Raw genomic sequence first — 20,449 nt, 5'->3', positions numbered from 1 at the left:
GGGGCTTAGTCGGGCCGGCCGATCAGCCGGTCGATGGGCGCGAAGTCGTCAGTCAGCAGCGCGCCCATGGCGGCCAGTTGGGCCACCCAGTCCGGGGCGAGCGCGCCATATTCGGTGGGCCCGGGTGCGCGGGTGACGAAACGCGAATGCGGGGTGGGGCTGTTGCCCGCGACCAGGACAAAGACCGCGCGTTCGCCCGGTGGCGGCGGGGTGGTGCTGGTCCAGACCTCGACCATGGGAAAGACGGCGCCCAGCGTGTGCACCAGCGCGGCCAGTGCCCGCAAGCGATCCTGATAGTCGATCACGTTCATCAGATAGGTGCCTTCAGGGGTCAGCCTGTCGCGCGCCAGTTCGAAGAATTCACGCGTCACCAGATGGGCGGGCACCGCCACATCGGTAAAGGCATCGCCCAGGATCACGTCATAGCGCCGCTCGGGCCGGGTCAGCAGCGCCCGGCGGGCATCCTCATGCAGGATCTCGGCACTGGCGGGATCGAACCAGAATTGCGCAGCGGCAATGCGGGTCACCTCGGGGTCGATCTCGGCCACCACGCGCGGGCCGGTGCCGCGCAGGGCAAAGGCGCGCGGGATCGAGTAGGAGCCGCCGCCGATGAAGAAGGACGAGAAATCGGGGCGCGGCGCGCGGATGCGGGCCAGCGCGTCCAACATGGCGGCATGGTCGGTATACATGGTCAGCGGCATATCGCGGGCACTGATCCCGTGGCCCAGATGGTCGATCACCATCAGCCGTTCGGGCGCCTCGTGCGTGCTCAGCTCGATGACGCGAATGCAGTAGTAGCGGCTTTCGCGGGTGCAGGGATCGGGCGCAGCCAGCGCCGCGACAGCCAGCGACAAAACCAGCCCCAGAGCGACGAGAGGCGCCAGCCAGCGCCCGCCACCGAGGCGGAAACAGAGCAGCGCCGACAGCGCATAAACCGCCGTCACCGCCATAAGCGTGAGCGATGAACCCAGCCAGGAAATGAAAACGAACCCCGCCAGCAGGGTTCCGGCTATGGCGCCGATGGCCCCGGCGGCAAACATCGCCCCCAGGGCGCGGCCCGCGCCCGTGCCGCGTTGCACCGACAACGCGGCCAATACCGGTGCGGGCACCCCGGCAAAGCAGGAGGGCAGAAAGAACACCGCCAATGTCAGCAGCGCGATCCCCCAGACCGGATGCGCGACCAGTTCCAGCACCGGCTCCGAAAGACTGCGCAAAAGAAGCGCCGCAGCGGCGGTGGTGAGGGCGGCCGCGACAAGTGTCCAGCCAGTCAGCCTTAGCGCGCGTGCTGCGGGACGCTCGGCCAGGACACCGCCGATCCAGTGCCCCAAAGAAAACCCTGCCAGCACCACCGCGATGACCGAAGTCCAGGTATAAAGTGACATGCCCACATAGGGCGCCAACATGCGACCGGCCACGATCTCGACCACCAGCGAGGCGGCGGAGACGGTGACCTGAAGCAGGATCAGCAACATCAAAGATGGGGTGCGAGCCATGCCGTGCATTTGGCGAAGCTGTTGTGACGAAGGCAAGAAAAATCCGCAGATTGACGATTGCAGAGGCCGCGGCGATACCGTATAGCCCGGGTCACAGGCACCCGTAGCTCAGCTGGATAGAGCGCTGCCCTCCGAAGGCAGAGGCCAGAGGTTCGAATCCTCTCGGGTGCGCCATATCAAACCCTTTTGTTGATCCCTGACCCAACGCCTTGAACCGCAAGGCGGTAGGGCGGATTGGAACAGGTTCCCCCCGGCGTCAGTGTGTTTCGATCCACGAAGCCAGCTTAGCCCGGTGAACACGCATTCGGGCATAGCCGAGTTCTATCGCATTTGCTCTGGCGAGTTCTGTCAGCCCGCGACGGACCGAGGCGATGGACAGGCCAAGCATCTCGGCCAGGTCGTTCTGGGACATGTCCAGCCATCCGCCGGGAACACAGTTCATGCGGTCAAGCTGGAGCAGGCGAAAGGCGATCTTGTGATCGGCATCTGAAGCGACCAGACCAATCAGCGCCTCGATCGCGATGTTCATGTTGCGCCGGGTCAGCCGGTAGAAATCGCGATAATGGGCTGGGGTCCGTGTAACGATGTCGAGAACCACCGGGGCCGGAACGAACAGCACTTCAGATGCGACTCGTGCCTCCATCACGGCAAGCTGGTTTTGCTCCGACAGGATCGAGATGTCGCCGATCCAGTGCCCGCGGGAAAGGGAATGAAAGGTGACAAGTTCACCATCCGCGCGCGGAGTCTTGATGTCAAAGGTCCCCTGATAGACACCGAACATGCCGGCCTGCGGCGCCTCGACATCGCCCGTGGCCCGTTCCCCCGGCGCGTATTTGCGCCACTGCCCCCTTGCAACCAGTGCCTCGCGCAGGCTCTCGGGACACGCGGCGAACCACCCGCTGTCTCCAAAGAGAGCCGGATCGACAGGCATGATGCGCGCTCCTTGACGTCTTCCGTTACCCTCAGAAAATAAGAGAGAATTTTCACAAAGCAATCAAATGATACTTTTGCCCACTCATTTCTTGATACCATTTTGAGACATCCGGTCAGTTCAAAAAGGAGAAGGTTCGTGGCTGCCACATTGAGTATGAGGCAACGCGCGGTGCAGGCCGCTGTTGCACTAACGTTGGCGATCGCGCCAAGTTTCGCGATCGCGCAGGATCAGAAACCAAATTTCCTGATCATCTGGGGTGATGACGTGGGCTGGATGAACACGTCGGCCTATAACCGGGGCATGATGGGATACCGGACGCCGAATATCGACCGGATCGCCTCCGAGGGGGCGCTGTTCACCGACTGGTATGGCCAGCAAAGCTGTACCGCCGGGCGCGCGGCTTTCATCACCGGGCAAAGCCCGCTTCGGACCGGCCTGCTCAAGGTCGGGCTGCCAGGCGCCAAGGAAGGTCTGTCCGAGAAGGACCCGACCATCGCGGGCCTGCTCAAGAATCACGGCTACATGACCGCCCAATACGGCAAGAACCACCTGGGCGACCTGGACGAGCATCTGCCGACCAATCACGGTTTTGACGAGTTCTTTGGCAATCTCTATCACCTGAATGCCGAGGAAGAGCCAGAGCATCCCGATTATCCCAAGATCCCCGGTTTCCGCGAGAATTTCGGCCCGCGCGGCGTCATTCGCGCAACTTCGGACGGCCAGATCGAGGATACCGGCCCGCTCACGAAGAAGCGGATGGAGACGGTGGACGAAGAGGTGACCGCCTCGGCCATCGACTTCATGGAACGCGCGGTGGCCGCCGACAAGCCGTTCTTCCTGTGGTACAACACCACCCGGATGCACGTGAACACCCACCTGAAACCGGAATCCGATGGTGTCACCGGGCTGGGTATCTATGCCGATGGCATGGTCGAGCATGACGGTCACGTGGGGCAGGTTCTCGACAAGGTCGAAGAGCTGGGCATCGCCGACAACACGGTGATCATGTATTCCTCGGACAACGGGGCCGAGGTGTTCAGCTGGCCGGATGGCGGCACCACCCCCTTCCGCAACGAGAAGAACTCGAACTGGGAAGGCGGTTATCGTGTGCCGACCCTGATCAAGTGGCCCGGCGTCATCGAACCGGGCACCGTCTATAACGACATCTTCTCGCACGAGGACATGCTGCCCACCATCCTCGCGGCCGTGGGCGAGGCCGACGTCAAGGACAAGCTCCTGACCGGTCATTCGGCGATCGGGCGCGAGTACAAGGTGCATCTCGACGGCTACAACCTGCTGCCCTATTTCTCGGGCGAGGTCGAGGAGGGCCCGCGCAAGGAGTTCTTCTACTGGACCGATGACGGCGATCTGGCCAACCTTCGCTATGGCCGCTGGAAGATGGTGTTCCTGGAGCAGCGCGGCCACGGCTTCGAGGTCTGGCAGGAACCGTTCTTTGAACTGCGTCTGCCCAAGCTGTTCGATCTGCTGGGCGACCCGTTCGAGCGGGCGGATCACGAATCGGCCAATTACGACATGTGGCGGTTCGACCGGGCGTTCATGGTGCTGCCGGCAGTGGCTTATGTGACCCAGCATCTGGAAACCTACAAGGACTACCCGCCGCGCCAGTCGCCGGGCAGCTTCAACCTGGGTGCCGCGCTGGAGAAACTGACCTCGAACACCAGTTCGAACTGATCTGATGCCATCGGGGCCGGCGGGTGTATTCCCGCCGGTCTTGTCTTGCCGAGGCGGGCAGGTGGGCCGCCAGCCGGTTCGGCCCCCACCAAGGGGACGGCCGCGAAACCCGAGAAAGACGGAGGCGCATATGGGCAGCACGCCGCGCGACGACATCGACACCCTGATTGCGCGCATGGGCGATGCCATCATCGGCCAGCAGGACGTGGTCCGGATGCTGGTGATCGGGCTTCTGGCCAATGGCAACCTGCTGGTCGAAGGCCTGCCGGGGCTGGCCAAGACGCGCGCGATCAAGGCGCTGGCCAAGAACCTCGAGACCGATTTCAGCCGCATCCAGTTCACGCCCGACCTGTTGCCCTCGGACGTGACCGGGACCGAGGTGTATTACCAGACAGACAAGGGGTCGGAGTTCCGCTTCGAGCCGGGACCGATCTTTGCCAATATCGTGCTGGCCGACGAGATCAACCGCGCCCCGGCCAAGGTGCAAGCCGCGCTGCTGGAAGCAATGGAAGAGCGGCAGGTGACCGTTTCCGGCACCACGCACAAGATGCCGCCGCTGTTCATGGTGATGGCGACCCAGAACCCGATCGAACAAGAGGGCACCTATCCATTGCCCGAGGCGCAGATGGACCGGTTCCTGATGCATGTGATGATCACCTATCCCCCGGTCGAGGACGAGGTGAAGGTGATCCGCCTCGTGCGTGGCGAAGAGGCCGCCGCCAATGCGCCCAAGGACAAGGTGGCAAAGGAACGCCCGCCCGCGATTTCGCAAGAGACTGTGTTCGAGGCGCGGCGCGAGATCGTCGGCATTCACGTCTCGGACGCGATGGAACGCTACATGGCCGATCTGGTCAACGCGACACGGGTGCCGGACCGGTTCGGCCCTGATCTGGGCCGCTGGATCGGGGTGGGCGCCAGCCCGCGCGCCTCGCTGGCGCTTGATAAATGCGGGCGCACCCATGCCTGGCTGGAAGGGCGCGATTATGTCGATCCTGCCGATATCCGCGCGGTGGCGCCCAACGTGTTCCGCCACCGGCTGGGACTGACATACGAGGCGATGGGCGACGGGATCACCCCGGACCGGGTGATTTCTGAGATGATCGCGCAAGTTGCACTGACCTAGGACCGTCACGATGTTCGACAGGGCCGCCCGCATACGGACCGGTACACTGCCCGCCCTGCCACCGGCAGGAGCAGAAACCGATCCGCGTGTGCATGTGGAACTTGCGCATCTGCGCAAGCTCGAAGGCCGCGCCCGGACGCTCAGCTTTCTGCCACGCCAACCCGCCGGCAGCGCGCTGAACGGACGCCATGCGTCGCGGATGCGCGGGCGCGGGCTGAATTTCGAGGAATTGCGCGACTACCTGCCTTCGGACGATATCCGCTCGATCGACTGGAAGGTGACGGCGCGCACCGGCAAGCCGCATGTCCGGGTCTTCACCGAAGAGCGCGACCGCCCGACGTTGATCGTGGTCGATCAGCGGATGTCGATGTTCTTCGGTTCAGTGCTGAACATGAAATCGGTCACGGCGGCGGAATGCGCGGCACTTGCCGCCTTCCGCATTCTCGATCAGGGCGACCGGGTCGGCGGGATCGTCTTTGGCGACGAAACCTTGGCCGAGATCCGGCCCCAGCGCAGCCGCGCCGCGCTCGACCGGTTGCTGCTGGCCATCGCGCGGGCCAATGCGCTGTTGCGGGCCGATGCCCCCAAGGTGGCGCCGGTCGGCCTGAACGACGTGTTGCAAGCGGTGGGACGGATCGCGCCGCGCAATCACCTGATCCTTGTCTTTTCCGATTTCGACGTGATCGACGAGCTGACGCAGAAACTGGTCAATGCCCTGTCGCGCCAGAACGACCTGATCCTGGGGCTGGTGACCGACCCCATCGCGGACGATGTTCCCGAGGGGCTGAAACTGGTGATCTCTGATGGTGAGCTTCAGGCCGAGATCGACACCGGAGATACGACGGTGCATCGCGACCTGCGCGAGATGTCGCGCGGACGTCTGGCCGAGGTGTTGGACTGGCAGCGCCGTTATGGCGTGCCGGTACTGCCGCTGAGCGCGGCCGAGGACAGCCTGACCCAGATGAAACGTCTGATGGGGCTTGGCCCGAGATGAGCGAGCAGGGACAGGACCCGCCGGTCACTCTGGTCGATCTGATCGGCCAGCTGGTGCCACCCGACCCGCCGCCGCCAGTGTCGATGCTGCCGCAAACCGCCGGTTGGGCGGTGCTGGCAGTGCTTGCCGGCGTTGCTGTGATCCATGGCCTCTGGCGCTGGTGGCGCCATTATCACGCCAATCGCTACCGGCGCGCGGCGCTGGCCGCTCTGGCACGCGCGGGCGGCGACCCGGTGGTGATCGCCGAAGTGCTGCGGCGCACCGCGCTGGTGGCCTTTCCGCGCCACGAGGTGGCCGGGTTGAGCGGTACCGAATGGCTGGTTTTTCTCGACCGGACCGGTGGGGGTGGCACGGCGTTCACCCAGGGACCCGGACAGGCACTGGCCAGCGCGCCTTATCGGTCGGGCAGTACCGCGCCCTCCGGTCTCGCCGATCTGGCCGCACGCTGGATCCGCCGCCATCGGCGCGAGGTGTCGCGATGATCGCCCTTGGCTTTCCACTTGCGCTCTTGCTCCTGCCGCTGCCGCTTGTGGTCTGGCGCTTTCTGCCTGCGCGGCGCGAGCAGGTCTCGGCACTGCGCTTTCCCTTCTTTCGCCAGATCGTGCGTGCGGCAGAGGTGACACCGGGCGAGGGGGCGGTGATCCTGCGGCGGACCCGGCTCCAGATGACGGTGGCGATTGCCGTCTGGGTGCTGCTGGTGCTGGCGCTGGCGCGACCCGAACGGCTGGGCGCCCCGATAGAGATGACACGCTCGGCCCGCGATGTGGTTCTGGCCATCGACATTTCCGGCTCGATGGACATCGTCGATTTCGCCGCCCCCGATGGCACCCGGCTGCAACGTCTGGATGCGGTCAAAGAGGTGGTGAGCCGCTTCGTGGCCGAGCGCGAGGGCGACCGGATCGCGCTGATCGTGTTCGGCACACAGGCCTTTCTCCAGGCGCCGCTGACCGAGGATCTGGCCACCATCGCCGCACTGGTCGAGCAGACCGAGGTCGGCATGGCCGGGCCGCATACCGCCATCGGCGACGCGATCGGTCTGGCCATTCGCACCTTTGAAATCAGCGAGGTCGAGCAGCGCCTGTTGATCCTGTTGTCGGACGGCGCCGATACCGGCAGCCGGATGAGCCCGCTCAACGCCGCCGAGATCGCCCGCGCACGCGGGGTCGAGATCCACACGATTGCAGTCGGCGACCCGCAGGCCAGCGGAGATACCCGCGTCGACACCCGAACGCTGGCCGATATCGCCAGCCGCACCGGCGGCAGCGCCTTTTTCGCCTCGGACGTAGAGGCGCTGGCCGGGGTCTATCAGCGGATCGACGCGCTGTCCCCCCGACTGGTCGAACAGGTGTCGTATCGTCCGCGCAGGGTTCTGTCATCGTGGCTGCTTGGGCTGGTGGCGGTGCTTGGGATCGGGGCGCTGGGGCTGCTGAGCCTTCCCCAAAGAGGGCGGAGGGCGGCATGAGCGAGATCCTGCTTTCCGAACTCGGGCTGGTGGCTGACGCATTCCACTTCCTGCGCCCGCTGTTCCTCCTCCTGTTGGTGCCGCTGGCGGCGCTTTGGTGGCTGAATCGGCGCGCGGCGACCCGCAAGCCTCCGCTGCCCGAGGGGATCGCGCCGCATCTGCTGGCGGCGTTGACCGTTGGCGGTGGCGCGGCCCGGCGGTTTTTGCCCATCGACCATGTCTCGGCGCTGCTGGCATTGGCGGTTATCGGCGCCGCAGGCCCGTCCTGGACCCGGCAGGCCGATCCCTTTCTGGCCCAGACCGGTCCGGTGGTCATCGTGCTCGAGGTTACGCCTTCGATGACCACGCCCGATCTGGCGCCAAGCCGGCTGGAGCGCGCCAGGTTCAAGATCCGCGACCTGCTGGACCTGCGCGCCGGGGCGCGCACCGCCCTTGTGGCCTATGCCGGGACGGCGCACCGGGTCCTGCCCTTTACAGAGGACGCGCAGGTGATGCTGCCTTATCTGGAGGGGCTGACGCCCGATGTGATGCCGCAGGAGGGCGCGAATGCCACCGCCGCGCTGTCTTTGGCGCAAGAGATCCTAGCCGCCGAAGGCGTAGGCGGGGTGCTGGTCGTGGCGGACGGGTTGGACAGTGCCGATGTGGCAGCCTTCGATTCCGCCGGGGCCGGTGCGGCGACGACCGTTCTGGCGATGCTGCCCGATGGCGTTTCGGATATCGGGCTGGACCGGCTTGGCACGGTGCCGGTGGTCCGGGCAACAACGGACGACAGCGACGTGCAGCGGCTGGACAGGATCCTGAATGTGGATTACCGCCGCGCGCTGCTGGATGATGACAGCCAGCCCTGGGAGGATCGCGGCTGGTGGCTGGCGGTGCCCGCCGCGCTGCTGGCGCTCTTGTGGTTCCGGCAGGGCTGGACCATGCGCTGGGGCGCGCTTTGCCTTGTCGCCTCGGTCGGTCTCAACCCTGGTGCCGCACGGGCCGACGGGCTGGCCGACTGGTTCCTGACACCCGACCAGCAGGGCTATCGTGCGTTCAACCGGAACGACTTCACAGGCGCGGGTGACCTTTTTGCCGATCCGATGTGGAAGGGTCACGCGCTCTATCGGGCCGGGCGCTATGACGAGGCGATCGAGGTGCTGAACCGGCTGGAGACGCCCGAGGCCTCTTTTACCCAGGGCCTCGCCCATATCAAGAACCGCCAGTATCGCGACGGCGTGCGCGCCTTTGAAACCACGCTGGAGCGCGACCCGGACTTTCCCGGCGCGGCAGAGAACCTGGAAACCGCGCGGCGCATCGTGACCTATGTCGAAGATGCCCGCGAGGCCTCGGACACGGGCGAGGAAACCGGCATCGGCGCCGATGACGTGGTGTTTGACAACGAGGCCAACCGGGGCGTCGACACCCAGACCGACCGGCAACCGCGCGGTGATGAGGCGATCCTGACCAGTGACCAGTGGATGAACACGGTCGACACCCGAACGGGGGATTTCCTGCGCTATCGCTTCCGGTTCGAGGCATCGGGGGCGGGCCAATGAGAGGCGCGCTGTTCCTGGTCCTTGCGGTGCTCTCGCTTATCGTGACGGGACCGGCCCGCGCGCAGGACGTGCCCCGCGTGACGGTGGAGCTTGAGACCGCCGAGACGATACCGGGCCAGCCGCTTGACCTGCGGATCACGGTGCTGGTGCCCACATGGTTGCCCAAGCCGGTGGTCTTCCCCTCTTTCGAGGCGCCGAACCTGATGGTTCGCCTGCCCGAACGGGCAACAAACCCGATCAGCGAACGGATTGACCGCGACACCTGGTCCGGGGTCTCGCGGCGCTACCGGATCACGCCGCTGGTGCCGGGCCGCTTCGTGATCCCGCCGCAGGAACTGATCGTGACCTGGGCCGATCCCGACAGCTCTGCCCCCCGTGAAGAGGTCGTGCCAATTGAGGCGATCACGATCACCGGCATCCTGCCCGATGGCGCCGAGGGGCTGGACCCGTTCATCGCCGCCCGCGCGGTGACGCTGACGCAAGAGGTCACCGGGGCCACCGCACCGCTTGGCCCCGGTGACAGCCTGACCCGTATCGTCACCGCCGAAATCGAGGGCGGACCGGCGCTGCTGCTGCCGGGGTTGTTAGCTGTCGAACCGGTCACCGGGCTGACCGTGTATCCATCGGAACCGGTGCTGAGCGAAACCGAAACGCGCGGCGAACCGGGCGGCAGCCGGGTCGAGCGGGTGACCTATCTGGCGCAAAGCGGCGGAAGCGGCGCCGCCCCGCCGGTCACGCTTGACTGGTACAACCTGGAAACCGGTCAGGTGGAAACGGCCTCGGTGCCGGGGGTCGATCTGACCGTGGACGCGCCCGTCGCGCGCAGTGTGCCCGCGCTTTCGCCACAGCTGCTGATCTTGGGAGCGCTGGTGCTGGTGCTGGTGCTGGGTGTCGTCGCATTTGCCGTCCGGCCCGTGCTGCGGCGCTGGAAACGCTGGCGCGCGACCAGACTTAGCCGCTATCTTGCCTCGCCTGCGCACGCGCGCAGCTTGGCCATCGACGCGGCGCGGCGGCGCGATCTGTCGGCGACGCTGGCCGCGCTCGATCTCTGGGCGGCGCGGCTCGGCACCACGGACCCGCGCCGCGATCCGGCCATCGCCAGCGCGCTCAGGGCGCTCGGCGCGGCGCTCTATGGACCTGCACCCAGAGGCGATTTGGCGGACTGGCGTGCGCTTGACCGGGCACTTGCGGTTTACAGCCCCGACCGCGCGGGCCATCATCAGCTGGCCGGGTTGCCCCCGCTCAATCCGCGCTGACCGCGCAAACCGGAGTCGCCCATGTTTCGTTCCCTCCTTGTCGCGGTTCTGGCCTGTATCAGCCTGGCGATGCCATCCCTGGCGCAGACCGGTGACACAGAGACCGGAAGCGCCGATTACGTCGGCTCGGCCAGTTGCGCCAACTGCCACGAGGGCGCGGCGACCGCCTGGCAAGGCTCGCACCACGCGCTGGCCTGGACCCTGCCCACGCCCGAAACCGTGCTGGCCGATTTCGACAACAGCCAGTTCGAACATGACGGGGTGCGCTATCGGTTCAGTCGTGAAGGCGACGCATATCGCGTCACCATCACCGAGGCCGACGGCAGCGAAAAGACTCATGATATCCACTCGGTCGCCGGGATCGCGCCGCTTCAGCAATACCTGATCGAGACCGAACCGGGGCGACTTCAGAGCTTCGACGTGGTCTGGGATGTCGACGGCGCCCGCTGGTACCACCTTTACCCCGAACAGGACCTGCCGCCGGGCGACGGCCTGCACTGGACCGGCCCCTACAAGAACTGGAACGCACGCTGCGCCGAATGCCACGCAACCGGGTTCGAGAAGAATTACGATGCGGCAAGCGACAGCTACCACTCGCAACAGGCCGAGATCGGCGTGGGCTGCGAGGCCTGCCATGGCCCCGGTTCCGCGCATGTGACCTGGGCCGAAACCGCCCGCGAGCGAAGCCCGCAGGACCCGCTGCTGCCGCCCGAGGGTTATGGGCTTGCCATGGACTTCGACACCGCCGGCACCGAGGCGATGATCCAGCAATGTGCCGGCTGCCATTCCCGGCGCGAGCCGATGGGGCAGGGCAACCCGATACCGGGGACGCCCTATCACGATGCCTATACGCTGTCGCTTTTGCGGCCCGGACTGTATCACGCCGACGGTCAGATCCAGGACGAGGTCTATGTCTATGGCTCGTTCCTGCAATCGAAGATGTATCAGCGCGGCGTGGGTTGTCTGGACTGTCACGAGCCGCATGGCGCGACGCTGCGGGCCGAGGATAACAGCCTGTGTACCCAGTGCCATTCACCGGCGGCGAACCCGCGCTTTCCCAGCCTGAAGGCAGCGCTCTACGACGATCCCGCGCATACGTTCCACCCCAAGGGCTCTGTCGGGGCAGAATGCAAGTCCTGCCATATGATCGAGCGTGATTACATGGGGATAGACGGGCGGCGCGATCACAGTTTCCGCATCCCGCGCCCGGATTTGGCGGCGGTGACCGGCGGGCCCGATGCCTGTACCGATTGCCATGCGGATCAGGATGCGGGCTGGGCGGCGGCGGAAATCGCCAAGCGGTATCCCGATGCGGCCAAACGTCCGCATTTCGGCACGGTGCTGGCAGCCGGGCGGGCCGATCCGGTCGCGGCGGGGCCGGGGCTGCGCATCCTGGCCCAGGATCGGGATCAGGCCGGGCTGGTCCGCGCGACGGCACTCTGGCTCTTGTCTCAGGGGGGCGATGCCAACAGTGCCGAGTTCCTGGCCGGGCTGCTAGAGGACGACGATCCCCTCGTGCGCGCCGCGGCGATCGGGGTTCAGCGCGCGGCGCCCCCTCAGACACGTGTGCAGCGGCTGATCCCGCTGCTGGCGGATCCGGTGCGCATGGTGCGGATCGAGACCGCCAAGGCGATGCTGGATGCTCCCATTGCGCGGCTGCCGGCCCGCATCGAGGCGCAGATGCAGGCAGCGATGACCGACTGGCGCAGGGCGCTTGCCGCACGTGTCGATTTCCCCGAATCCCATATGGTGATGGCGGGCATGGCGCTGACCATGCGCAACATCCCGGCCGCGCGCGGCGCGTTCCGGCAGGTGGTCGAAATGGACCCGCAACGCGAAGAGGCCTGGATCATGCTGGCGCGCATCGCTGCGGCGATGGACGGGCCCGACGCTACGGCCGGGGTGCTTGACGAGGCGTTGGAGAAATTGCCGCATAGTGCGGCGCTCAACGAGATGAAACGCTCGGTTGCCGAACACTAGCGGCGGCGCGTGCGGTCCGGACAATTGACTTGGAGGAGGAACAAGATGGTGAACAGCAGCCCAAGAATGACGGCGCCTGCGCTGGTGGCGGCACTAGCCTGCATTGCACCCGCAGTACCCGCCCTGGCACAGGAACGTCCGAAACTGGTCTTGCAGATCACCGTCGACCAATTGCGCGGCGACCTGATCGAGAGGTTCGGTGCCGGACTTGGCGAGGACGGGTTCCGCCGCCTGATCCGGGGCGGTGTCCATTTCACCCAGGCCCATCACGGCCATGCCAATACCGAAACCATCGTCGGCCACACCACGCTGGCCACCGGTGCCGATCCGGCGGTGCACGGGATGGTCGCCAATGTCTGGTTCGACCGGGTCGAGGGCGGTCAGGTCTATAACGTGCAGGATCCCGACTATCCGCTGGTGGGCGCCGCCGGGGTCGATGCGGCGACCGAGATCGACCCGACCCAGCGTGCCGCCACCACCGATGGCCGCTCGCCCGGCAACATCCTGACCTCGACCATCGCCGACGAGATCGGCATGTTCTTTGGTCCCGAGGCGCTGATCTTTGGCGTGTCGATCAAGGATCGGGGCGCGATTTCGATGGCCGGCCATACCGGTCAGGCCTATTGGTTCTCGAAATCCGAGGGGCGGTTCGTAACCTCGACCTTTTACCGCGACGATTACCCCGGCTGGGTGAGCGACTGGAACGCTTCGGGCATGGTTGCATCTTATGCCGGGACAAGCTGGACGCTCGCGGACGCGCCCGAAAGCTACATGTTCGGCACCCGCGACGACCAGCCGTGGGAGACCGACTTTCCCGGTTTCGGGCGCAGCTTTCCCCATCCCTGGGGAGAGGACGATGACAAGTATTACACCACCCGCCTGACGCTCAGCCCGGCAGGCGACGAGATCACCGTGGATTTCGCCAAGGCGCTGATCGAGGCCGAGGGCATCGGGCAGGACGCGGTGCCCGATTACCTGTCCATCTCGCTGTCTTCGACCGACTATGTCGGGCATGTCTTCGGGCCGTCGAGCCTTGAGGCCGAAGACAACATTCGACGCCTCGACCGGACGCTGGCCGATCTCCTTGATTTCGTGGATGACAGGGTCGGGCTGGATCAGGTGCTGGTGGTGCTGTCCGCCGATCATGGCTCTCCCGAGAACCCGGGCTACCTTGCCACCCATGGCATAAAGGCCGGCACTTTCGATTTCGAGCGCGTCGATACAGAGCCCGGTTTCGTGCGTCTGGGCGCGCAATTCGGCGAGGCGCGCGCGCTGATCCGCAACTTTTCCAGCCCCTATGTCTATCTCAACCGCGAGCTGATTGCAGAGAAGGGGCTCGATCCGGCGACGGTCGAGGATTCGGTTGCGCGCGAACTCGACCTGCTGCCCGGCATCGACCTTGCCGTATCCAGCCGCCGCTTGCGCGAGGGGCAGATCGGCGAGGGCAAGGTGGTGGACGCGGTGCGCCGCAACTTTCACCGCGACCGGTCGGGCGATATCTATGTCGTGTTCGAACCGCATTGGTTCATCGCCGATTTTGACGGGCTGACGGTGGCCTCGGCGCATGGGTCGCCGTGGACCTATGACACCCATGTACCAGTGATCTTTCATGGCCCGGGCATCCCCCCGGCACGCATTGCGCGCCATGTCGAAACGGTGGACGTGGCGCCGACCATCGCGGCCTATCTGGGCACCAAGCCGCCCTCTGGCGCGACCGGGGTTCCATTGATCGAGGTGCTGGACTGAGCGGGAGGCCGGGTACCACGGGCGAATAGAGGCACATTCATTCGGGGGGCGATATCCGGTTCTGCGATCGGGCCATTGTGCCCGAACCGACGGTATTTGCAGTTCTGATCCTGGAACAGGCGCGGATGCCGCTTGCAACAGAAATATGCCAGGGGGTGGGGTGGTGGTTCCGAAGGGGATGAGCCTTTGGGTAATGCGCGGCCCTCTCCATACTTCGGCTCGCGGCCCATCCTGCCAGATTGGATGACAAGGCGGTATGCACTCGTAAAACAAAAACCCCCGAGCCTGCGGCACGGGGGACATCCGGTCTTTTTCCTGTTTAGGGACGGTCAGCCGCCCCAGGAGCGGACCTCTCCGCAATCCATGTGCACGAAATTCGAGCGGTAGTATTTGCCGACACCGCCGGCGCGGCAGGAAATCGCGGCATTTGCCATCTGGCTTACCGAGCGAGAGGCAAGCCGCAGGTCGGCTGCTTGCCCTTGCATATGCAGCGAGTTGCGGGCCACCCCGCGCGAGCGGCTGCGCAGCATGGCGTTGGTCTGCGGGCTCCGATAGCCCGAAAGAAGCATATAGGGCTCGTTCACATCCATCAGGTTATGAGCGGCGGCCATGATGTCGATGGTGCGCAGATCTATGGACTTGACCTGGTCAACGCGCCAGTCGCGCATGAAGTGATTGATCTCCTTCACCGCGTCCTTGATGTAGTTGCCGTCGATCCAATACACCATGTCAATGCGTTCCCCGGTACGACCGGAGTACATGCGAATACGGCGGATGTCGCCACCTCCGCGCAGAAACCCTGCTGCCATCGAGTATGTTGGAGTTGCGGCAACCGCAGTCGCGGCGAATGCCTGAAGAAGTGCGCGCCGAGAAAGGCTCGTCGAGTTGTGTTGAGTCATGTGACTGTTTCGTCCCGTACTTCGTCCTGCCTGCACACGATGTTACGTGTACATTGTTAATAACCATCCCCCGGTTGCGCATTTGTATGGCACAGGGGGATTCGTTCGCCAAGTTTTCTTTCAAAATGTGACAGCCAAGGGGGAAATTTCGGCAGTTTTTCGCCCAAACAGGTGATGAGAACACTGCTTTAGACAGGCAGGACATGCGCGCCATCCGCGACTGGGCGATGCATCCGCGCATCAGCCAAGCTGAATTGTCACCCATTGAAGCGATTGTGAATGGACATTTCCCCCTGTTTTTCTTGAAGATTTGTCCAGATTAACGTCTTTGAACGTTGTTAAGTGTATTTTGCTCAGGATCTCATCATGCCGCATCGCAAACGCCCTGCCATTCGTCTCACCCTGACAGCTTTGCTGCTTGCCGGTGTGACGGCTTTGGGGGCTCCGGGTGTGGCGGATGCGCAAGTTACCGCTTATAAACAAGCGGTTGCCGAGGCAAGCTACGGCGATGAGGGGGTTGCCGCCTATTACCGAAAGAACGGGTACCAGCCGCTCTGGACCGGCGAAGGGGCAGTATTCACCGCCCGCCGCGTCGCCCTGATCGAGGCGCTGAGCATGGCAGATGTGCATGGCCTGCCCTCCGGGCGCTATGACATCGACGGGCTGAAGGCGCAGATGGCCGCCGCCCGTACCACCCGCGACATTGGCATGGTCGAGGTCGCATTGAGCCGTGAATTCGCCCGGTTCGCCCGCGATCTGCAAACCGGGCTGCTGACCCCCTCCCAGATCGACGAAGGTATGGTGCGGGTTGTTGAGCGCCGAGGCGCCGAGGCCTATTTGAAGGAGCTTCAGGCCGCCGAGCCTGCCCCCTATATGCGCGCACTGGCCCCGGATACCCCGCAATACCGGGCGCTTCTGAAACTCAAGCTCGACCTCGAACATGCGCTGGCCACCGGTGGCTGGGGGCCGACCGTTTCGGGCGGCAAGCTGGAACCGGGCAACAGCGGCCCGCGGGTCGTGGCGCTGCGCAACCGCCTTATCGCCATGGGATACATGGATCGCAGCGCGGTGGCGAGCTATGACGGCACGCTGCAAAAGGCGGTTCAGGCGTTTCAGCTGGCCCATGGGCTGGAGCCCGACGGGGTTGCCGGCGACGGCACCCTGGACGAGATCAACAAATCCGTGGCCGACCGGTTGAAATCGGTGATCGTCGGGCTGGAGCGCGAACGCTGGCTGCCGCGTGATCGCGGCGAGCGGCATATCCTGGTCAACCAGACCGATTTCACCGCCAAGATCGTGGATCATGGCCGCGTCACCTTTGAGACCCGTTCGGTCATCGGCAAGAATGTCAGCGACCGGCGCAGCCCCGAATTCTCGGATGAGATGGAGCATATGGTGATCAACCCGAGCTGGTACGTGCCGCGCTCGATCATCACCAAGGAATATCTGCCCAAGCTGCGCGCAAACCCCAATGCGGTCCGGCATCTGGAAATCACGGACAGCCGTGGCCGCCAGGTCAATCGCGGTGCAGTGGATTTCAGCCAGTTCTCCAGCCGCAGCTTTCCCTTTGCCATGCGCCAGCCGCCGGGCAAGAGCAATGCGCTGGGGCTGGTGAAATTCATGTTCCCGAACAAATACAACATCTACCTGCACGACACGCCGCAGAAACACCTGTTCGCCCGCGAGGTCCGCGCCTATTCGCATGGCTGCATCCGGCTGGCGCAACCCTTTGAATTCGCTTACACGCTGCTCGCTCTGCAAGAAACCGATCCGAAAGCCTTTTTTCACAACGTGCTGAACACCGGTCGTGAAACCAAGGTCGATCTGGAACGCCATGTGCCGGTACATATCATCTATCGCACGGCGGTGGTGGATGACCGGGGGCAGCCCGGCTATCGGCGCGACGTTTATGGGCGTGACGCAAAGATTTGGGACGCGCTCAGTCGGGCAGGGGTGGTTCTGAGCGCGGTTCAGGGTTAAATCCACGGGGCCAACCACAAGAAGCAGGCCCCAGATGACCTATACCATTTCGCAGATCGCCAAGGCCCTCGGGGCCGAGGCCGCAGGCAATCTCGACCTGACCGTCACCGGCGCGGCGGAACCGGGCGATGCCGGGCGCGACCAGCTGGCGCTGGCGATGTCACCGAAATATGCCGAGGCGCTGGCACAGGGGGGGGCGCGCGCCGCGATCCTGTGGCCCGGCGCCGCATGGCAGGCGATGGGGCTTGAGGCCGCGATCTTTGCCACCCGACCGCGTCTGGCCATGGCGGGCGTGACCGCCATGCTCGACCCCGGTCAGGGCGTCGCGGCGGGCATCCATCCCTCGGCGGTGATCGACCCCAGCGCCGAGATCGGCGCCGATGTCAGCATCGGGCCGCTGACCGTTGTGGGCGCACGGGCCCGGATCGGCGAGGGCTCGGTCATCGGGCCGCATTGCGTGATCGGCATGGATGCTGTGCTGGGCGAGGGCGCTTTCCTGCGCGAGATGGTCAGCATTGGTGCCCGTACCACCATTGGCGCCCGTTTCATTGCGCAACCCGGCGCACGGATCGGCGGCGACGGGTTCTCGTTTGTCACCCCCGAGGTGTCAGGCGCCGAAAATGCCCGCAAGACAATGGGCGATCAGGGCGAGGCCAAGGCGCAGGCCTGGACCCGCATCCATTCGCTGGGCGCGGTCGAGATCGGCGACGATGTCGAGGTCGGCGCCAATTGCACCGTCGACAACGGCACCATCCGCAATACCAGTATCGGCGATGGCAGCAAGCTCGATAACCTAGTGCATGTCGGCCACAATACGCGTGTCGGGCGCGACTGTCTGCTCTGTGGGCAGACCGGCGTGTCCGGTTCGGTCGAGATCGGCAACAACGTGGTGTTGGGCGGCCAGACCGGCGTGGTCGACAATATCTTTATTGGCGACGGGGTGATCGCGGGGGGTGGCACCAAGATCCTGTCGAACGTACCGGCGGGCCGGGTGATCATGGGATATCCCGCAGTGAAAATGGACCAGCACACCGAGATCTACAAGGCGCAGCGCCGCCTGCCGCGCCTGTTGCGCGACATCGCGGCACTGAAAAAGGCGGTTTCCAAACCGGGACCGAGCGAGTAAATCAGCGCCAGACAGAACCCAGAGGATCGACATGAGCATCAGCGACCGCGTCATCGCCATCATCGCCGAGCAGGCCGTGCTGGAGCCCTCCGACGTCAGCCCCGAAAGCACGCTTGAGGATCTGGGCATCGACAGCCTGGGTCTGGTGGAAAGCATCTTTGCCATCGAAGAGGAATTCGACATCTCGATCCCCTTCAACGCCAATGAACCCAGCCAGAGCGATTTCGATATCTCGAACGTGGCCGCGATCATCGCGGGGATCGAGAAACTGGTGGCGGAAAAGGTCTGACAGCGCCCATGAAACGGGTCGTCATCACCGGAGCCGGCACCATCAACGCGCTGGGGCATTCGGTGCCCGAGACGCTGCACGCCATGCGCGAGGGCCATTGCGGCATCGGCGAGCTGGAGTTTCGCGATGTCGAGCGGCTGGCCATCCGCATCGGCGGCCAGGTGCGCGGGTTCGAGGCCGAGGGCCGGTTCAACCGCCAGCAAATGTCGCTCTATGACCGGTTCACCCAGTTCACCCTGACCGCGGCCAAAGAGGCAATCGACCAGTCGGGGCTGAACTTTCACGGTGAACTGGCGGCGAAATCGGGCGTGGTGCTGGGCACTGCGGGCGGCGGCGTCAGCACCTGGGACGAGAATTACCGCTCGGTCTATGAAGAGGGCAAGAACAGGGTCCATCCCTTTGTCGTGCCCAAGCTGATGAACAACGCGGCCGCCAGCCATGTGTCGATGGAGCATAACCTCAAGGGCCCGTCCTTTACCGTCTCGACCGCCTGCGCCTCGTCGAATCATGCAATGGCGCAGGCCTTTTCCATGGTGCGCAGCGGCATGGCGCCGGTGATGGTCACCGGCGGATCGGAATCGATGCTGTGTTTCGGCGGGGTCAAGGCCTGGGAAGGGCTGCGGGTGATGTCCAAGGATGCCTGCCGCCCGTTCAGCGCCAACCGCAACGGCATGGTCCAGGGCGAGGGCGCGGGTATCTTCGTGTTCGAAGAGATGGAGCACGCCAAGGCCCGTGGTGCCGAGATCCTGTGCGAGGTTGCGGGATTTGCCATGTCCTCGGATGCCTCCGATATCGTGATGCCATCGAAACAGGGGGCGGCGCGGGCGATGGCGGGTGCGCTGGCCGATGCGCGGATCAATCCGGGTGACGTGGGGTATATCAACGCCCATGGCACCGGCACGGCGGCCAATGACAAGACCGAATGCGCCGCGGTGGCCGATGTGTTCGGGCGTCATGCCGACAGCCTGATGATTTCGTCTACCAAGTCGATGCATGGCCACCTGATCGGCGGCACTGGCGCGGTGGAACTGCTGGCCTGTATCATGGCGCTGCGCGACGGGGTGATCGCCCCCACCATCGGCTATGAGGAACCCGACCCCGAATGCGCGCTGGACGTGGTCCCGAACGAGGCGCGCGAGGCCAAGGTCGATGTGGTGCTGAGCAACGCATTTGCCTTTGGCGGGCTGAACGCGGTGCTGGCGCTGCGCAAGGTCTGACCCGCGCCCTGGATCAGACGGATATGAAAAGGCCGCCAGGTTCCCCCGAACCGGCGGCCTTTCTGCACTCCGGTAAACAGGGTCAGTTGCTGACCACGTCCACCTTGTCATAGCTGGAGGTGAAGCCCGTCAGCGACAATTCCAGCGACACGGTCTGATCCGGGGCCGGGGCGGGAACCAGCGATACCGTTGCCTTGGCCCCCTTCTTCATCGCGTCGATATCGGCCTGGGTCAGACCGATTTGCGCGATGCAGCCGATCGGGTTGCAGAACGAGTAGTTGTACCGCTTGCCGGGTGCCCCATCGATCGAGATCGTCAACTGGGCTGGCAACAGGGTTTCCAGTGGAACGATCACGGTTGCCCCGGCAACCGCGACACCGCCCTCTTCGAGCCGGAACATCGAAAACTCGGCCATCGGGTTGCCCTGGGCGTCGGTCAGGATCTGGAGCATCGAACAGGGGTCGGTTTCACCCTCTGTCTTGATGCAGGCCATGTCCCAATCGCCGATCTTCTCTTTGGAGTAACGCTGTCCCAGCTGTGGCGAACCATCTGCCGGCGTGCCCAGATCAAGAAGCTGGTCGGCCGTCTTCTGCTCTTCCTGTGCCGGGGCCGTTTCGGCCGGGGTGGTCGTGTCCTGTGCCGTCGCTGCGCCGGTCAGGACCAGCAGGGCGGCGGCGGACAGGTTAATCAGGGTCTTGGTCATGAATGCCTCGTCAAAAG

General features: G+C 64.7%; 17 protein-coding genes and 1 tRNA gene. 14 read left to right on the top strand and 4 right to left on the bottom strand.

The window, feature by feature from the left end:
* Positions 1 to 5 precede the first annotated feature (5 nt).
* On the bottom strand, positions 6 to 1,493 hold the full coding sequence (locus AC2FNY_RS01815; protein WP_496801457.1) for a fused MFS/spermidine synthase: 1,488 nt from the start codon (positions 1,491 to 1,493) through the stop codon (positions 6 to 8).
* Positions 1,494 to 1,590: 97 nt separating this feature from the next.
* Between AC2FNY_RS01815 and AC2FNY_RS01810 the strand changes: the two genes are divergently transcribed.
* Positions 1,591 to 1,667: transfer RNA gene (locus AC2FNY_RS01810), tRNA-Arg, on the top strand.
* Between the two features lie 82 nt (positions 1,668 to 1,749).
* Here the strand turns inward: AC2FNY_RS01810 and AC2FNY_RS01805 are convergent.
* On the bottom strand, positions 1,750 to 2,424 hold the full coding sequence (locus AC2FNY_RS01805) for a Crp/Fnr family transcriptional regulator (protein WP_234166607.1): 675 nt from the start codon (positions 2,422 to 2,424) through the stop codon (positions 1,750 to 1,752).
* Between the two features lie 138 nt (positions 2,425 to 2,562).
* Here AC2FNY_RS01805 and AC2FNY_RS01800 point away from each other — a divergent pair, with 138 nt between their 5' ends.
* From AC2FNY_RS01800 to AC2FNY_RS01760, 9 genes are all read left to right on the top strand, one after another.
* The gene (locus AC2FNY_RS01800; protein ID WP_496801456.1) at positions 2,563 to 4,119 is read left to right on the top strand and encodes an arylsulfatase; all 1,557 of its coding nucleotides are present in this window, start codon (positions 2,563 to 2,565) and stop codon (positions 4,117 to 4,119) included.
* 130 nt (positions 4,120 to 4,249) lie between these two features.
* On the top strand, positions 4,250 to 5,242 hold the full coding sequence (locus AC2FNY_RS01795) for an AAA family ATPase (RefSeq protein ID WP_496801455.1): 993 nt from the start codon (positions 4,250 to 4,252) through the stop codon (positions 5,240 to 5,242).
* Between the two features lie 10 nt (positions 5,243 to 5,252).
* Positions 5,253 to 6,236, top strand: coding sequence for a DUF58 domain-containing protein (locus AC2FNY_RS01790; RefSeq protein ID WP_496801454.1), 984 nt, complete (start codon positions 5,253 to 5,255; stop codon positions 6,234 to 6,236).
* A complete protein-coding gene (locus AC2FNY_RS01785) occupies positions 6,233 to 6,718 on the top strand; it encodes a DUF4381 domain-containing protein (protein ID WP_496801453.1) in 486 nt (161 codons plus the stop codon). The genes AC2FNY_RS01790 and AC2FNY_RS01785 overlap by 4 nt, the downstream gene beginning before the upstream one ends.
* Positions 6,715 to 7,698 carry a VWA domain-containing protein gene (locus AC2FNY_RS01780; RefSeq protein WP_496801452.1) on the top strand — a complete coding sequence of 328 codons (984 nt, stop codon included), beginning with the start codon at positions 6,715 to 6,717 and terminating at the stop codon, positions 7,696 to 7,698. Before AC2FNY_RS01785 ends, AC2FNY_RS01780 begins: the two co-directional genes overlap by 4 nt.
* Positions 7,695 to 9,236 (top strand): VWA domain-containing protein, encoded by a 1,542-nt coding sequence (locus tag AC2FNY_RS01775; protein ID WP_496801451.1) that lies wholly within the window; start codon positions 7,695 to 7,697, stop codon positions 9,234 to 9,236. The genes AC2FNY_RS01780 and AC2FNY_RS01775 overlap by 4 nt, the downstream gene beginning before the upstream one ends.
* Positions 9,233 to 10,492, top strand: coding sequence for a hypothetical protein (locus AC2FNY_RS01770; RefSeq protein ID WP_496801450.1), 1,260 nt, complete (start codon positions 9,233 to 9,235; stop codon positions 10,490 to 10,492). Before AC2FNY_RS01775 ends, AC2FNY_RS01770 begins: the two co-directional genes overlap by 4 nt.
* A gap of 21 nt (positions 10,493 to 10,513) precedes the next feature.
* Positions 10,514 to 12,472: a multiheme c-type cytochrome gene (locus AC2FNY_RS01765; RefSeq protein ID WP_496801449.1), complete on the top strand. Its 1,959-nt coding sequence runs from the start codon at positions 10,514 to 10,516 to the stop codon at positions 12,470 to 12,472.
* Positions 12,473 to 12,517: 45 nt separating this feature from the next.
* A complete protein-coding gene (locus AC2FNY_RS01760) occupies positions 12,518 to 14,218 on the top strand; it encodes an alkaline phosphatase family protein (protein WP_496801448.1) in 1,701 nt (566 codons plus the stop codon).
* Between the two features lie 329 nt (positions 14,219 to 14,547).
* On the opposite strand, the gene mepK is transcribed toward AC2FNY_RS01760, so the two are convergent.
* The gene (mepK, locus tag AC2FNY_RS01755) at positions 14,548 to 15,117 is read right to left on the bottom strand and encodes a peptidoglycan L,D-endopeptidase MepK (RefSeq protein ID WP_234136698.1); all 570 of its coding nucleotides are present in this window, start codon (positions 15,115 to 15,117) and stop codon (positions 14,548 to 14,550) included.
* Positions 15,118 to 15,483: 366 nt separating this feature from the next.
* Between mepK and AC2FNY_RS01750 the strand changes: the two genes are divergently transcribed.
* Genes AC2FNY_RS01750 through AC2FNY_RS01735 form a run of 4 tightly spaced genes read left to right on the top strand, consistent with a single transcriptional unit; the run spans position 15,484 to position 19,729 of the window.
* Entirely contained in the window at positions 15,484 to 17,097 is a 1,614-nt protein-coding gene (locus tag AC2FNY_RS01750; protein ID WP_496801447.1) for a L,D-transpeptidase family protein, read from the top strand.
* A 34-nt stretch (positions 17,098 to 17,131) separates the two neighbouring features.
* Positions 17,132 to 18,223, top strand: a complete 1,092-nt coding sequence (gene lpxD, locus AC2FNY_RS01745) for a UDP-3-O-(3-hydroxymyristoyl)glucosamine N-acyltransferase (protein ID WP_496801446.1) — start codon at positions 17,132 to 17,134, stop codon at positions 18,221 to 18,223.
* Positions 18,224 to 18,254: 31 nt separating this feature from the next.
* Complete coding sequence (locus tag AC2FNY_RS01740) at positions 18,255 to 18,512, top strand: acyl carrier protein (protein WP_234144262.1); 258 nt, start codon at positions 18,255 to 18,257, stop codon at positions 18,510 to 18,512.
* Between the two features lie 8 nt (positions 18,513 to 18,520).
* Entirely contained in the window at positions 18,521 to 19,729 is a 1,209-nt protein-coding gene (locus AC2FNY_RS01735) for a beta-ketoacyl-[acyl-carrier-protein] synthase family protein (RefSeq protein ID WP_234136702.1), read from the top strand.
* 82 nt (positions 19,730 to 19,811) lie between these two features.
* On the opposite strand, the gene AC2FNY_RS01730 is transcribed toward AC2FNY_RS01735, so the two are convergent.
* The gene (locus tag AC2FNY_RS01730) at positions 19,812 to 20,432 is read right to left on the bottom strand and encodes an invasion associated locus B family protein (protein ID WP_496801445.1); all 621 of its coding nucleotides are present in this window, start codon (positions 20,430 to 20,432) and stop codon (positions 19,812 to 19,814) included.
* Between the last annotated feature and the right edge of the window lie 17 nt (positions 20,433 to 20,449).

It is taken from the genome of Ruegeria sp. BHSC223 (assembly GCF_059613025.1).
This window is presented reverse-complemented; position numbering and strand designations above follow the sequence as displayed.